15 protein-coding genes are annotated in these 14,557 nt (G+C 67.0%); 14 read left to right on the top strand and 1 reads right to left on the bottom strand.

Annotated features, from left to right (window positions below; all coding sequences use genetic code 11):
- Window positions 1–613 precede the first annotated feature (613 nt).
- Complete coding sequence (locus tag ACWGRX_RS18485) at window positions 614–1,441, top strand: FkbM family methyltransferase (protein WP_291647593.1); 828 nt, start codon at window positions 614–616, stop codon at window positions 1,439–1,441.
- 406 nt (window positions 1,442–1,847) lie between these two features.
- Here the strand turns inward: ACWGRX_RS18485 and ACWGRX_RS18490 are convergent, their stop codons facing one another.
- Window positions 1,848–2,828: a LysR family transcriptional regulator gene (locus ACWGRX_RS18490; protein ID WP_452118733.1), complete on the bottom strand. Its 981-nt coding sequence runs from the start codon at window positions 2,826–2,828 to the stop codon at window positions 1,848–1,850.
- A 273-nt stretch (window positions 2,829–3,101) separates the two neighbouring features.
- Here ACWGRX_RS18490 and ACWGRX_RS18495 point away from each other — a divergent pair, with 273 nt between their 5' ends.
- From ACWGRX_RS18495 to ACWGRX_RS18555, 13 genes are all read left to right on the top strand, one after another.
- A complete protein-coding gene (locus ACWGRX_RS18495; RefSeq protein ID WP_452118734.1) occupies window positions 3,102–3,950 on the top strand; it encodes a transporter substrate-binding domain-containing protein in 849 nt (282 codons plus the stop codon).
- A 25-nt stretch (window positions 3,951–3,975) separates the two neighbouring features.
- Window positions 3,976–4,635 (top strand): amino acid ABC transporter permease, encoded by a 660-nt coding sequence (locus ACWGRX_RS18500; protein ID WP_291638167.1) that lies wholly within the window; start codon window positions 3,976–3,978, stop codon window positions 4,633–4,635.
- Between the two features lies 1 nt (window position 4,636).
- Entirely contained in the window at window positions 4,637–5,362 is a 726-nt protein-coding gene (locus ACWGRX_RS18505; protein ID WP_452118735.1) for an amino acid ABC transporter permease, read from the top strand.
- Window positions 5,359–6,129: an amino acid ABC transporter ATP-binding protein gene (locus tag ACWGRX_RS18510; protein ID WP_452118736.1), complete on the top strand. Its 771-nt coding sequence runs from the start codon at window positions 5,359–5,361 to the stop codon at window positions 6,127–6,129. Before ACWGRX_RS18505 ends, ACWGRX_RS18510 begins: the two co-directional genes overlap by 4 nt.
- A gap of 42 nt (window positions 6,130–6,171) precedes the next feature.
- Entirely contained in the window at window positions 6,172–7,128 is a 957-nt protein-coding gene (locus tag ACWGRX_RS18515; protein ID WP_452118737.1) for an agmatinase, read from the top strand.
- Between the two features lie 70 nt (window positions 7,129–7,198).
- A complete protein-coding gene (locus tag ACWGRX_RS18520; RefSeq protein ID WP_452118822.1) occupies window positions 7,199–8,143 on the top strand; it encodes an arginase family protein in 945 nt (314 codons plus the stop codon).
- Between the two features lie 185 nt (window positions 8,144–8,328).
- Window positions 8,329–8,940, top strand: coding sequence for a fused MFS/spermidine synthase (locus ACWGRX_RS18525; protein WP_452118738.1), 612 nt, complete (start codon window positions 8,329–8,331; stop codon window positions 8,938–8,940).
- The gene (locus tag ACWGRX_RS18530; RefSeq protein WP_452118739.1) at window positions 8,937–10,499 is read left to right on the top strand and encodes a fused MFS/spermidine synthase; all 1,563 of its coding nucleotides are present in this window, start codon (window positions 8,937–8,939) and stop codon (window positions 10,497–10,499) included. Before ACWGRX_RS18525 ends, ACWGRX_RS18530 begins: the two co-directional genes overlap by 4 nt.
- Window positions 10,496–10,825 carry a hypothetical protein gene (locus ACWGRX_RS18535; RefSeq protein WP_452118740.1) on the top strand — a complete coding sequence of 110 codons (330 nt, stop codon included), beginning with the start codon at window positions 10,496–10,498 and terminating at the stop codon, window positions 10,823–10,825. Before ACWGRX_RS18530 ends, ACWGRX_RS18535 begins: the two co-directional genes overlap by 4 nt.
- Before the next feature lie 165 nt (window positions 10,826–10,990).
- Window positions 10,991–11,221, top strand: coding sequence for a hypothetical protein (locus ACWGRX_RS18540; RefSeq protein WP_291638160.1), 231 nt, complete (start codon window positions 10,991–10,993; stop codon window positions 11,219–11,221).
- Window positions 11,222–11,355: 134 nt separating this feature from the next.
- Entirely contained in the window at window positions 11,356–12,345 is a 990-nt protein-coding gene (locus ACWGRX_RS18545; RefSeq protein WP_452118741.1) for an MvdC/MvdD family ATP grasp protein, read from the top strand.
- An 89-nt stretch (window positions 12,346–12,434) separates the two neighbouring features.
- Entirely contained in the window at window positions 12,435–14,063 is a 1,629-nt protein-coding gene (locus ACWGRX_RS18550; protein ID WP_452118742.1) for an ABC transporter ATP-binding protein, read from the top strand.
- Window positions 14,060–14,509, top strand: a complete 450-nt coding sequence (locus ACWGRX_RS18555; RefSeq protein WP_452118743.1) for a hypothetical protein — start codon at window positions 14,060–14,062, stop codon at window positions 14,507–14,509. The genes ACWGRX_RS18550 and ACWGRX_RS18555 overlap by 4 nt, the downstream gene beginning before the upstream one ends.
- Window positions 14,510–14,557 lie beyond the last annotated feature (48 nt).

Here is a 14,557-nt window from a genome sequence, read left to right on the forward strand (position 1 = left end):
TGGATTGCCGACCTGTCTCTTTGTGAAAGCATCGGCCCGGAAGGTGGATTCCACTTTTCGGGCGATGCTCCAGTTGTGAGCTTTCGATAGGCTGCCCATCCGGTCCCGCCCGAGGAAGCTGAGGTTGCGAAGCTTCAGAGCCCTCAAAGGAGCCGGATGAACATGCAGGAGAATGCCGGTTGACGCGCCCGGTCGAGAACGGATTGCGCGGCAACCGGCGCTCCCGCGGCGACTCCTTGCGATAGATCCTCGTTGATTTTCTCTGGCTCGTCGCGACGCCCTGTGGTCCAGCATGATGTGGATACTGCGACGGCCTCTACTCAAATCTTGAGGAGAAGCAGGGCCTCAGATCATTGCCCGTCCGATCGACGTCACAGGTTTGACTGGGGTGGGCAAAGCCTTATTATGCCGCGCCGTGACACAATGGTGACCGGCAACAGGGGCAAGCGAGACATCTATCGAGGTTTTACCCGTGTAACTGCGGGTCGTCCGAGAACGGGTAGTCAATCTGTGCTGTCGCGATTAACATGGTGACGAGTATAAAATTGCATTGGCCGAATTTGACGCGGCCAAACCTGCAGCATGATTGAGATATGCGTTTCTGAGGGTTTCGATGACAGCCACTGAATTTGCGTCAGCACCGACTAAAGTCCCGGAAATGCGGACCGTCACTCTCGCCGCAGGCTCCTATCCGCCGATCAGCCTCACTGCGCCAGCGCATTGCCATGTCCCGCGCGTCATCGAGAAGCACGGGCTGGGAGCGCATGAGCCGCATGCGATCGCTACTTGCCTCGCAGCAATGCAGGTGACCAAGGGGCCGTTCTACGATGTCGGAGCGAACGTTGGCGTCTTCTCGCTCCTTGTTGCCGCAACTTTGCGCCGCCCTTGCGTATCTTTCGAGCCCACGCCCGAACTGGCTGATGCTCTGGAGGATGCTGCGCGGCGGCATTACCTGCCGATCGATTTGAGGCGCGTGGCCCTTTCCTCCAAGTCGGGGGCCGTAAAATTCTATCTGTCTGCCCGCTCCGATGCGTCCAACAGCCTGAATCCCGAATTTCGAGCCCATTCGGGCGAGATCAATGTCGAGTGCGACACACTCGATAATCTGGCGCCGGCTGAAATCGGCGTGCTCAAAATCGATACCGAGACGACAGAGCCCGACGTCATCCGCGGAGCGGCCAAGACGATCGCGAGGCTGCGGCCCATGATCGTCGTCGAAGTGCTGCCGTCTGGCGAATCGGCCGCGTTCATGAACGATTTTCTGCGCGACAGCGGCTATGTCGCCTATCACATTACCTCAAAGGCGACCTGGCGGCTCCGGCGGGCGGTTGACGTCGCCGAAGCTGGGGAAGACCGCAATTGGCTTTTTGCGCCTCAACCGATCGCGGATGACTTCTGGACGCATCTGGACGCCTGGCGCTGGCGGCTGATCGCAAGATAGGCGAGCAGCGCCTGGGGGACCGGCTCATGGCGTCGCAACCCGTTGCGGATCGAAGCGAGCACGCTGTCGTTTCGCCAAGGCGCGCTGTCATAGGGCCGGTCAGCGAAAAGTAGCTTGCGCGGCGCGGTCGAGCCGGCATTTCTCCGCCCGCGCCTTGTCCTGTGCGTCAACATCGAACTTGTCACATCCGGCGCTCTCGACCCGGATCGGCGGCGACCACCATGCATGCCGAACCGGCGCCGATAGCGCCGGCTCCGACCAGAACCGCATCCTGCACTGCAGACATGTCCAAGTTCGTCGCTGAAATAGCCAGGCTCGATCCTGGCCTCCCAACCTCGAGCTTCGAGGCGAAGACATCGACAAATCCAGGGGCGCTTCGGACCCGCATTTGGTAGGATTGGCGACGTCAGATTGCTGTGGGCGGGTGCAGCCTCACCTCCTGCGTCACCCAGGGCATCAACTCGCGGAACATGGGCAGATAGACATCGCGGAAGATCGCCCGCGCGACATCGGCGACCTTGGCGGGCAATGGGCCGAGCTCGCCAGCCCGGGCCACGATCGAAACCGGCCGGCTGAAGGCCGGGCCAGGAAAGCGGCGCAGCTCGATCGCCGAGAGATGGCTTATGCTGCGCGCGATCGAGGTCGCCGGCAACAAGGCCCAGCCGAAGCCGCCCGCGACCATCGCCGCGACCGAGTCGACGCTGTCGAAGGCGAAGGCGAACTCCGGCTCCAGCTTCATCCGCCTCAGATGGCGGTCGATCAGCCGGCCGAGCGCACTGCTCAGGCTGTTGCGCACGAAGGTGTTCTGCGTCGCATAGGCCTTGAAGGCGGCAAGATCGGACAGATCGGGCGCGCCCTTCGGCACCAGCAGCACGATCGGCTCATCCATCACGTCATGGCGTTCGAGCCCAGCCGCATCGTCGAAGCGGCCGGCTGCGACCAGCAGGTCGAGGCTGCGGTCCAGCAGGCGCGCGCGCAACCCATTGTTGAAATCGGTCGAGATCGAGAACGCCCGGATCTGCTGCTTCGCACCCCGGATGAAGTGGGGCAGGAAATGGATCGCCAGCGAGTCGATCAGACCGATCCGGATGCTCGGCAACAGCGCGTCGAAGCCGAGGCGGACGTCGGCATCGAGCACCTTGGCCTGCGTGATCATCAGCTCCGCATGACGCCTGACGATGCTGCCGAGCACGGTCGGCATCGTCGGCCGGCGGGAGCGATCCAGCAGCGGCGCGCCGAAATGGCGCTCGAGCTGGGTCAGCGCGTGCGACACGCCGGACGGCGTGATCCCGACATCGCGAGCCGCGAGAGACAGGCTGCCGCGCTCGCAGATTGCGGCGAAGATCGCGAGCTCGCGCAGGTGAAGGTTGAGAAAAGCCCGTTCCATCGGCTCAGCATAGTGCTTTTTATTCCGATCTGGTCACTTGAATTATGAGCTTCTCGCATAATGACCGCCATTGCCTCACGGAGGGCAGCTCATAAGCCATTGTAATATGGCAGTTTAATCAGCTCTGCTTCAGCGCCGGGTTTGCCGCTGTCCATTTCTTGGGCACGGCTTCGATTGCCCGGTTCCGGGCGAGCGCCTAAGCCTTCTTCCGCTCTACGAAGACGCCCGCATGACAATGATCGGGCGGGCACTTGGCGGTAAGGGGAACTGTCCATGCTTTTGACACGTCGTGCATTGAACCGCGGTATCCTGGGGGCCGGCCTGCTCGGAGTTTCCGGCCGTAGCGCCAGCGCCGAGACCACCCTTGAACGCATCAAGAAGGCCGGGGAGCTGGTTGTCGCCACCGAAGGGCAGTACCCGCCCTTCGAATTCGTGCGCGACGGCAAGCTGGTAGGCCTCGGCCGTGACCTGCTCGAGGAGGTTACCGGCAAGCTCGGCGTCAAGCTGAAGCAGCTCGACCTGCCATTCCAGGGTATCCTGCCCGGCCTGATCGCCAAGAAATTCGATCTGGTCGCAACCTCGCTGGGGCTGACCGAGGAGCGCGCCAAACGCTACGCCTTCACCATGCCGACCGGCATCAGCCAGGCGCATGTGCTCAAGCGCAAGGGCAATGCGGCGATCTCCTCGTTGGCCGATCTGAACGGCAAGGTGGTCGCGACGCAGCTCGCCTCCTCAGTCGAGCCGACGGCCAAGGCTCTGGATGAAAAGCTGAAGGCCGAGGGCGGCAAGGGTTTTGCCGAGCTCAAGCTGTTCCCCGCCTTCTCCGACACCTTCCTGGCCGTGGGCAGCGGCGTCGTCGATGCCGCGATCGCCAATCTTCCGCTCATGTTGCTGCTGATGCGCGACCGGCCGGGGGTCTTCGAGATCGTCGGACCGGCGACCGAGCGCAAGACCTACCTCGCCTGGGCGACCCGCCCGGAGGATGCCGAGCTCCGCGACTTCGTCAACGGCGTCTTCAGGGAGCTGCGCGCCAGCGGAAAGATGGGCGAGCTGCAGGAGAAATGGCTCGGCATCAAGCTGGACCTGCCCGATACCGGCTACCTGCCGGCCGGCGCGCTCTAGGCGCGAACGAGCAGGCGCTCCCGCAATGGACTTCAGTGTCGAGGCCGCGCTCGCCGCCTTGCCCGCGCTGTTGCGGGCAACGGGGACGAACATCGCCATCGCGGCCGCCGCGATGGCTCTCGCCCTCGCCGGTGGCATCCTGCTCACCATCCTGCGTTCGCTGAAGATCGCGCCGCTCAACCTGGTGATCGGCGTCGTGATCAGCTTCATTCGCGGCACGCCGGTTCTGATCCAGATCTTCCTGTTCTATTACGGGCTGCCGGCCCTCGGCCTGCAGCTCGATCCGCTGACGGCGGGCATCTGCGCCATCGCCTTCAACAGCACGATCTTCATCAGCGAGATCATGCGCGGCGGCCTCGCCGACATGGACCCCGGCCCCGTGGAAGCGGCGATCGCGCTCGGCCTCAAGGCCCGCGCCATCTGGGGCAAGGTGGTGATCCCACAGCTGCTGCTGCGCATCCTGCCGCCGCTGGTCAACGAGGCGACCATCATCCTCAAGGGCACGGCCTTGCTCTCTGTCATCACCGTGGTCGAGCTGTTCCGTGCCGCCCAGCAGATCTCGGCGACGACGTTCCGGCCGTTCGAGACCATGCTCGCCGCGGCGGCGATCATCCTCGTGCTCAATGTCCTGGTCAGCCAGTTCGGCGGCATGCTCGAGCGCCGGCTGGCGGTAAGGAGGGGTTAGGATGACGCTCGACCTCTCGATCATCACCGACAATGCCGGGCTGTTCGCCCAGGGTGCGGTCGCGACCGTCTATATCTCGGTTGCCGCCATCATCTCGGGATTGCTCATCGCCTTCCCGGTCGCGCTGCTGCGGCTTTCGCCTCGCCGCGTGATGAGCTGGCCGGCGGTGGCCTATGTCGAGCTCTTCCGCAACATCCCATTCATCGTGATGCTGTCGCTGTTCTTCTACGGGTTGCCCTTCTTCGGCCTCAGGCTGCAGCCGACGACGACCGGCATCGTCGCGCTCGCATTGTTCGGCAGTGCCTATTTCGCCGAGATCGTCCGCGGCGCCATCCTCTCCGTGCCGCGCGGCCAGATGGAATCGGCCCGTGCCATCGGCATGTCCTATCTGCGGGCTCTGCGCGAGATCATCTTCCCGCAGATGCTGCGCTTCTTCATTCCGGCGGCGACCAACACCTCGATCTCGCTCGTCAAGGAAAGCGCGGTGCTGGCGACGCTCTCCGTCGCCGAACTGACCTATCAGGGACTGATCGTGCAGGGCCAGACCTTCGCGCCCTTCGAGGTCTTCCTGGCGACGGCCACCATCTACTGGGGGCTGACCGCGCTGCTGGCAGCGGGCTTCCGGTCCTCGGAACGGCGACTGGGCGGCCAGGCGCGGCGCGGCTTCTCCTCGCGCCATCGCCTCGCGGCACGCTATCTCTCGCTCGAGCCGGAGCCCCGCTCATGACCGCGCCTCCCGTGCTCAGCGTGCGCGGCCTGCGCAAAAGCTTCGGTGCGATGACGGCGGTCGCTGGCGTCGATCTCGATGTCGAAGCCGGCGAGATCGTCTGCATCATCGGCCCGAGCGGCTGCGGCAAGAGCACCTTCCTGCGCTGCATCAACTATCTCGAGCGGCCGGACGAAGGCACGGTGCGGATCGCCGGGGACTATATCGGCCGCGAGCCCGCCGCAGCCGGCGGGACGCGCCTGCAGTCCGCCCGCCAGCTCGACCGGATGCGCCCGCGCGTCGGCCTCGTCTTCCAGCAATTCCATCTCTGGCCGCATCTTTCCGCGCTCGAGAACGTCGCCCGCGCACCGATCAGGCTGCGCGGCGTCGATCGCAACGAGGCGGAGGCGCAGGCGCGGGCGCTGCTGGCCCGCTTCGGCCTCGCGACCAAGGCCGAGCGCATGCCCGCCGACCTGTCGGGCGGCGAGAAGCAGCGCGTCGCGATCGCCCGCGCGCTCGCCATGAAGCCGGAACTCATGCTGTTCGACGAGCCGACGTCGGCGCTCGATCCGGAGGTCGTCGGCGACGTGCTGCGCCTGATGAAGGAGCTCGCGGAGGAGGGCATGACCATGGTCGTCGTGACCCACGAACTCGGCTTTGCGCGCAAGGTCGCCGACCGCATCGTCTTCTTCGACGCCGGCCGCATCGCCGAGATGGGACCGCCGGACGAACTCATCGACAGACCGCGTTCGGAACGCCTGCGGCTGTTCCTCTCGCACTTCCAGTAGGTCGCCGCGGCGACCCTCTTCCGAGCCACCATCGAGGGCAAGATGACCGAAACCCTGACCAGCGCGCCGGAGCATGGCCACGCCACCTTCCTGTTCTCCGAGCTCGCCCTCGACCTCGACAATCTGAAGGCCGACATCGCCTTCCTCGGCATTCCCTACGGCCATCCCTACACGATCAGGAATGTCAGCAACGACCAGTCGAACGGGCCGACGGCGGTACGCCAGGCCTCGGACCGGGTCTCGCGCTCGCTCGAGCGCTATGATTTCGACATTGGCGGGCCGCTCTTCGACGACAGGCCGATCCGCATGGTCGATTGTGGCGACGTGGTCGGCGAGATGCACGATCCGGCCTCGCATGCGCGGCGGGCCGAAGAGGCGATGCGCAAGATCGTCGCCTCGGGCGCGATGCCGCTGGTGATCGGCGGCGACCATGCGATCCCGATCCCGGTGCTCAAGGCCCTCGACGGCGAAGGCCCGCTCGTCCTTGTCCAGATCGACGCGCATATCGACTGGCGCGACGATGTCGGGGGCGTGCGAGAAGGATTGTCCAGCCCGATCCGGCGTGCCTCGGAAATGGCGCATGTCACGGACATCTTCCAGATCGGCATCCGTTCGCAGGGCAGCGCAAGGCGCGCCGATGTCGAGGCGGCACAGGCCTATGGCGCCAACATCGTCACTGCCTACGAGTTGCACGATGTCGGCATGGACGCGATCCTCGCGCGCATTCCCGACAATGCCCGCTACTACATCACGATCGACGCCGATGGGCTCGATCCTTCGATCATGCCCGCCGTCGAGGGGCCCGCGCCCGGCGGCGTCACCTTCCATCAGGCCCGCAAGCTGATCCACGGGCTGGTCGGCAAGGGCCGGGTGGTCGGCATGGACATCGTCGAGATCACCCCGTCGCGCGACGTCAACCGGATCTCGGCGATCACGGCCGGCAGGCTGTTCCTCAACCTGATCGGCGCGGCCGTGCGCGCCGGCTATTTCGACAAATGAGTTCCTGCGGCCAGCGTCTGGCGCTGGCCGCGACCCGCTCGCCATTTCCATGGAGCAAGACGTGACCGAGATGCGTGGTGCCGCAGACCGCCTGAACCGCGGCTTCGTCGGCGTGCCGACTTTCCTGCGCGCAAACTACTGCGCGGACATGGCGGCCCTCGCGGCCGAGTTCGCCGTGATCGGAGTCCCCTTCGACGAGGGCTCGCCTTTCGCACCGGGCGCGCGCTTCGCGCCACGCGTCATCCGCGAGCATTCGCTCCGCTTCGGCACCGGCGGGCTCTATGATATCGACAGCGACAGCGTCCTGGCACCCGACCTCGTCACCTCGGGCCGCCTCGTCGATTGCGGCGACGTCGACATCTGGCCGACCAACCCGGCCCGCACCTTTCAGAATCTGACACAGGCGGTGCGTACGGTGCTGGCGCGCGGCGGCAAGCCCGTGATCATCGGCGGCGATCACTCGATCACCTTCCCGATCCTGCAGGGCTATGACCGGCCGATCCATGTCGTGCAGCTCGATGCCCATATGGATTACGGGGCGGTCACCGAGGATCTCCGGCACACCAACGGGCAGGCCTTCCGGCAACTGCACGCTCTGCCGCATGTCGAGAGCCTGACCCAGATCGGCATTCGCAGCTTCAGGACGCGCGCCAGCGATGTGCGCGACGCGCGCGCCAATGGCAGCACCATCGTCACCATGCCGAAGCTGCGGGAGGTCGGCGCCACCGGAACACTCGCCCATATCCCCGACGGCGCCAGCGTCTATGTCAGCATCGATGTCGACGCCTACGACATGGCACTGGTCCCGGGCTGCGTCTCGGCCGAGCCGGATGGCATGCGCTTCGACGAGCTTACCGGCATTCTCGACATGGTCGCCCGCCGCTTCGCCGTCGTCGGCTTCGATTTCGTCGAGGTCAATCCGCCTCTCGACGTCGGGACCGGCGTCACCTCCTATCTCGGGGCGCTGACGATCGCGAAATTCCTGAGCGCGATCGCAACCGGAGACCGGCCTTAGGCTCGGCTGCCGGTGCGCATTGTACTGCCCTGCCGCATGGCGAGCAGCGTTAGGTAGAACGCGACGGCATCGATCACGCCGTGGCGCCGGCATCTGATCCCCCCGAGATGGGGGCTACCACAACGGATTGATCCGCACGCAACTGCGGGGATGACGACGCGCTTCGACATCCCCTGCGGCATTCCATGATTCATGCCCTGCTTCTGGCGGAAGCGCTGATCGCATCCTGCGCACTCGCTTTCGAAACTGCGGCGGCGCGCCTGGTCGCGCCTTATGCGGGCATGTCGACCGACAGCTGGACCGCGATCATCGCTGGTTTCCTGCTGTCCTGGGCGCTTGGGAACCATGTCGGTGGCCGCTGCTCCGCCGGCGGAGCGCAGCGCTCGCTATGCCGAGCGGCAACCGCCGTCGCGGGGGCTGCGGCAATGGTCGCGGCCACACCGCTGCTGCTGCCGGTGCTCGATAGCTGGCTCGTCGCGTCCGATCCGGTCGCGCGCTGGCGGCTTGCGCTCTTCGCCGCCCTGCCGACGCTCGGCCCGGGCTTCCTGTTCGGAATCGCACCGCCGCTGGTGATGTTGGCGATCATCCGCCACAGCGGCGGGCACGGGGCGCTCGTCGGCATCGCCAATGCGGCCGGTGCCGCCGGCAGCGCAGCCGGCGCCGTGGCGGTGCTGTGGCTCGGGCTCGACTGGCTCGGCACGCGCGGCACCTGCCTCGCCATCGCCGCACTCGGCCTCGTGACAGCCGCCCTCCTGATGGCCACGGCATTTCGGGCCGACACGCGGCACCCCGCATGATCGTTGCGCTGCTGCCGCTGGCCGTCTTCCTCTCCGCGGCGGCCTGTCTGGCCGTCGAGCTCGCGATCGTGCGTCTGGGCGCGCCGCATGTCGGCCAATCGCTGCTGCCCTGGACCGCAGCGATCATCGCCGTGCTGCTCGGGCTCACCCTGGGCCATGTGCTCGGCGGCAGGGCCGGAGGGCCGCAGCCGCCCCCCGCACGTCTGCTCTGGCTGATGGCGACGGCCTGCCTCGGCGCGAGCGGCGCCGCGATCGCGCTGCCGGCCCTGGCTGCACCAGTCGCGAATGCCCTGGCGACGGAAGACGGCGCCGGCATCGCCTCGACCATCGGACTCGCCGCCCTGTGCCTGCCGCCCAGCATCGCCGCCGGCTTCGTGACGCCTCTGGCGCTGCGCCTGCAATTGGCGCTGCGCCTCCCCGGACAGGCCAGGCAGGTGGCGGCGATCTATGCCGCATCGGCCGCCGGCAGTGTTGCCGGGACGGTCGCAGCCGGCTTCTGGCTGCTCGAGCAGGTCGGCGCGGCCGGGCTGACCTTTGCCGCGGCCGCGACCTGGGCGGCGGTCGGTCTGGCGCTGCTGCCCTGGCGGGGACGCCCGGCCGCCGCCATGCTGCGCGCGATCGGCCTGCTCGCGCCCGGGCTCGGCATCGCATTCTTCGGCTGGAGCAGCGCCTGCGCGATCGAGTCGCGCTATACCTGCGTGCGCTATCTCGACACGACCTCGTCGCAGGATACGCGCCTGCGCTTCATGATCCTCGACGAAGGCGTGCACAGCGCTTCCGATCTCGACGACCCGCGCGCCCTCCATCTCGGCTATGCCGCGCTGGCGGACCGCCTCGCCGCCATGGCCTTCGCCCGCTCCGCCGACCGGCAGGCGATGGTCATCGGCGGCGGCGGCGCGACCCTGCCGCGGGCCTGGGCCAACCAAAGCCCGCCGGTTTCGGTGCTCGTCGCGGAGCTCGATCCTGTCGTCGCAGCCGAGGCCGCGACGGCGATGGCAGCGACCGGCCCGGCCCTGCATACGGTGATCGGCGATGGCCGCGCCGTCCTGCGGAGCCAGCCTGCCCGGCCGAGCTACGACGTCGTGCTGATGGACGCCTATCGCACGCGCACGGCGCCGCCGCATCTCGTGACGCGGGAATTCGGCGCGCTGGTCCATGCCCGGCTGCGCGAGACCGGCGTCTTCCTGTCGAACGTGATCGATCGCGCCGACACGCTGCTGCTGGCGCGCAGCCTCGCGAAGACGCTCGCTCTCGACTATGCGGCGGTCGAGATCTGGCGGGCGGAGGAAGCCGGGACGGCGGGCACGACCAATGTCGTCGTGGTCGCCTGGAAAAGTGCGGATTCCGTTCCGGACGCCGGGCGGATCACGGTGCCGGTGAGCATCATGGCTGCCGGCGAGCCGCCCGCGTCGCGCGATGTGAGCTGGCGTCGCCTCGACGGCGAAACGGGACTGCGCGCGACCATGGGGCAATGCGCGATGCTCCTGACCGATGACCGTGCGCCGGTCGAGCGACTTCTGGCCGGCCGCGCCCCCTGCCCTTCGCGACCGGGGCCGTGAAGGAGCATCTGTTCCAGATCGCGAGGACGGCGCTGCTCTGCGGCGCCCTCGGCCTGCTGCTCTATTTCGGCCTGACCGAGCTGGCACAGTTTCCCACGTTCACCGTCCCCGTACTCGGCATCTTCGGCTCGGCCTGCGTCGCAATTCTGCTGGCGCAGGAAATCTCGGGCGCGCTCCGGACCGGAATCCTGCCGCGGCTGTCCGGCGCCATCCGGCGGCGGGAGGAACCGATCTGGTTCTGGGGGTCGCTCGCGTTGAGCCTGCTGTGTCTGCTTCTCCTGCTCTGGCTGCTCGTCGCGAGCCTTGTCCGCCTCGTCCTCCACTAGGCGGCCTAAGCAGGGACGGCGCGGCGCGAAGAAACCAGCTCGCCAGCTCGAAGCCTGCCGCTTTTCCGTCGCAGGCCCCATGAACGGGGGGATGGCCGCCGAGAAAAGCAGCGACATAGTCTGTGCGCGTTCGATCTCGATCGCGCCTGCCGCAAAGGAGCGCTCATGCAAATCCAAGCTCATCCGACGAAGACGCCGCTTCCCTTCGTTCTCGCCAACTCCAAACCCTATGCCCTCGAGCAGTACGAGGACGGCGAGCTCGGCTATTACGATTCGGAGACGCAGACCTGGCGCGGCACCGTGCTCTTCCACAAGTCGTCGACTTCGCGGAACGTCAGCTCGACCTCCGGCCGCACCTCGGATTCCGACCTGGCTTCGGACGTGCTCGGCAACTGACCGGCTCCGGCTTTCGGCCGTTGTCCCGACAAGCAGACAGATCGCCTCTCCGCGCCCGGCAGGGTGCATGGCGATCTGGCGAACCGGCTCGCTCGCCACCGCTTCCTGTCCTCCCACAATGCTGAATCTCGCCGATGCCTGCCACGAATGCCCGCCCTGCCGTCCTGATGATCTCCACGAAGCTGGACCCGCATGTCGATGCGGTGCTCGCCATCCTGGAGCAACGCGGCGTGCCCTGTTTCCGGCTCAACACCGATCATTTTCACGAGGAGTACCGCGTGACGATGAGCGATGGCATCGAAGGCGCGATCCGCATCTCCGACATCTGGGGGCGGAACTGCCTGTTCCCGCACGGCCTGCGCTCGGTCTGGATGCGCAAGCCGGAACCTTCGCTGCCGCCGCCCGGAATCGAGGATGAGGGCGTCATCGGCTACATCAAGGACGAGATGCGCGAGTTCATGGGCTTTCTGCCGATGGACGGGCGCGTTCCCTGGATCAACAATCCCGACGAGAACCGTCGCCACCAGCGCAAATTCCCGCAGCTCCGGCTGGCGCAGAGCCTCGGCCTGCGCGTCCCGCGCTCGATCATCACCAATGATCCCGAGGAGGCGGAAGCGTTCTTCGCCGGCTGCCCGCACGGCGTCATCTGCAAGCCTATGCTGATGGGCAGCCATTATATCGAGGGTGCCCATCACGTCGCCTATACGCGCCGCGTCGCACCCGACGAATTCGCCAATCTGAAGGCCTCGATCGCGCTCTGCCCGACCTATCTGCAGGAAGCGATCGAAAAGGATCACGAGCTGCGCGTCACCATCATCGGCGACCGCCTTTTCAATTGCCGGATCGACAGCCAGGGCGTCGAGGGGGCCGAGCAGGACTGGCGCGCGGTCGACACGATCAAGCTGCCGCACCGCATCGAGCCGCTCGAGCCCAAGGTCGACGCGGCGCTGCGCGCCTATCTCAGGCATTGCGGCCTGCGCTTCGGCGCCTTCGACCTGATCGTGACGCCGGAAGGCGACCACGTCTTCCTCGAACTCAACCCCAACGGCCAATGGTACTGGGTCGAGCTCACCACGAAGGCGCCGATGGCCGAGGCGATGGCGGACCTGCTCGAGGCGCCATGACGCCGCCGCCCGCCCCGGCCCGGCTCGCAGCCCTCCTCGGAGGCTTGCCGGCGTCCGGCGAGCCCCGCCTGGGACGCCTCCTCGGAGGCATGCTCTGGCGGCAGCGGCGGCGGACGCTCCCGGCACTGGCAGCGGCCGCGGCACTCAGCATCCTCGCCTTCCTGCCGCCCTGGCTGGTCGCCGGCCTGATCGACGAGGGCTTCATCGGCCGCGAGGCCGGGCTGGTAGCGGGGATCGCGAGCCTGATTTTCGTCCTCGGCGCCGTCGATGGCGGTCTGGCCTATGTCCGTCGCCTGCTTGCCGCGCAGGCGACGCTGGCGCTCCGCCGGGAATTGCTGCTGCCGGCCTTCGGGACGATGCTGCGCCTGCCTGCCGATAGTGGGCTTGCACGCGATCAGGGCGTGCTCGGGCGAGCTTTCGAGGAGGTCGATCGCCTCGCCCAGGGGGCAGGCGATCGGCTGACCGAGTTCGCGCTGGGGGTCGGTACCGTCATCATTCTGCTCGGCGCCATGCTGGCGGTCGACTGGCGGATCGGCCTTGCCGCCGGCGCTCTTATTGCGGCGCTGGCCGGACTTCATCTGGCTGCCGCTGCGAGCCTGCGCCGGCGAGAGGCAAGCTGGTTCGAGGCCCGCAGCCGATATTGGGGACATCTGATCGAGGCGGTCGCCTATATCGAGACCTTGCGCCGCAACAGCGCTCACGCCTTCGCCGAGCGGCGTTTCCGCGAGCGGCTCGACCAGGACAGCGCGTCCCATCTTTCCGTTGTCAGGCTGTCGGCGAGGCTCGACGCCGCCGGCCGTTTTGCAGGCGGTGCGATCATCGCCGCGGTAACCTTGCTGGCCGGCTGGAGCGTGATGTCGGGGCAGGCGAGCGTCGGCGGCTTCGTCCTGCTGCTCTCACTCGGCGGCGCCCTGACCGCCCCGGCACTGTCGGCGCTGAAGGTCGTCGACGATCTTCAGGCGATGATCGTGGCGACCGCCTGCCTGCGCCGGCTCGCGACGCCACCGCATGAGGCGGTGGATTGGGCGTCGACATCCGGAGAAGCAGCAGCCGAGTCTCTCGCCATCTGCGGCCTCACCTTTTCCTACGGCCCGCAGGAACAGCCGGTGATCGACCGCCTGTCGTTCACGCTGGCGCCGGGCGAGACGCTGGCGCTGCTGGGCCGCAGCGGCGTCGGCAAGAGCACCCTAGCCAACCTGCTGATCCGCGCCCGGCAAGGCGAGGGCGAGATCAGGCTCGGTGACAGGAGTTCGGCTGAAGTGCCCCTGGGGACATGGCGGCGCCGGATCGTCGTGGTCCCGCACGAGATCGATATCTTCACCGGCAGCATCGCGGAGAACATTGCCCTGCCGAAACCCGATGCCGGGCGCGAGGAGATCGCGATGGCGGCGACGCTCGCCGGCCTCGCCGACGACATCGCCGGCCTGCCTGATGGCTACGACACCAGGCTGGGACAGGACGGGGTGGAACTTTCCGCCGGGCAGAAGCAGCGGCTCGGCCTGGCCCGGGCGATGTTCTTCACGCCCGATGTGTTGATCCTCGACGAGAGCACGTCGGCGCTCGACCCGGCGACGGAAAGGCGCGTGCTCGACACGCTCCTGCAACGCCATGCCGGCGCGGCGGTGCTCGCCATCACCCACCGCGACAGCGTCGCGGCAAGGATGGACCGTATCCTGCGGCTGGACGATGAACCGGTCGTCGAAGGGCAAGCGACGTGAGGACGGCCGGTGTCCAGCGCCGACTGCTGCCGGCCGTCATCGCGTCGGGGCTTCTGTTCTTCGGCCTGCCCGATGGGCCTCGGGCAGAACCGGCCGCAGCCGACGAGGCCGAGCTGACCTATTTTCTTGGCCGCTGGGCTACCGAACCTGCCGAACGCCCCGGCTTCGAGACGATCATCGCCCGAGGAGCCGATTGCGAACGCCCCATCGAGATCGTCTCGCCGAGCCCAGGCAGCATCGTGCGCTCCGTTCCGCGCCGTGACGGCAGCCGGCCCATGGCCCGCTTCTCCGTGAAGCGCTTCGGCCGCGATTTCCCCTGGTGGCCGGAGCCTACGGGGCCGGGCCTCGTCGCCCGCAAGCTCGATGATGGCGGCTTCCTGCTTGCCGGTCTCGTCGCCGGACGGGCGGATTGGAACAATGCGATCCGCCATCGCCGTTGCCGTTGATCCGGCGGCTCGCCGCGGGACAGTCGAAACGAGATCGATCGGCGAGGC

This window comes from Allobosea sp. NPDC055594, assembly GCF_053618995.1.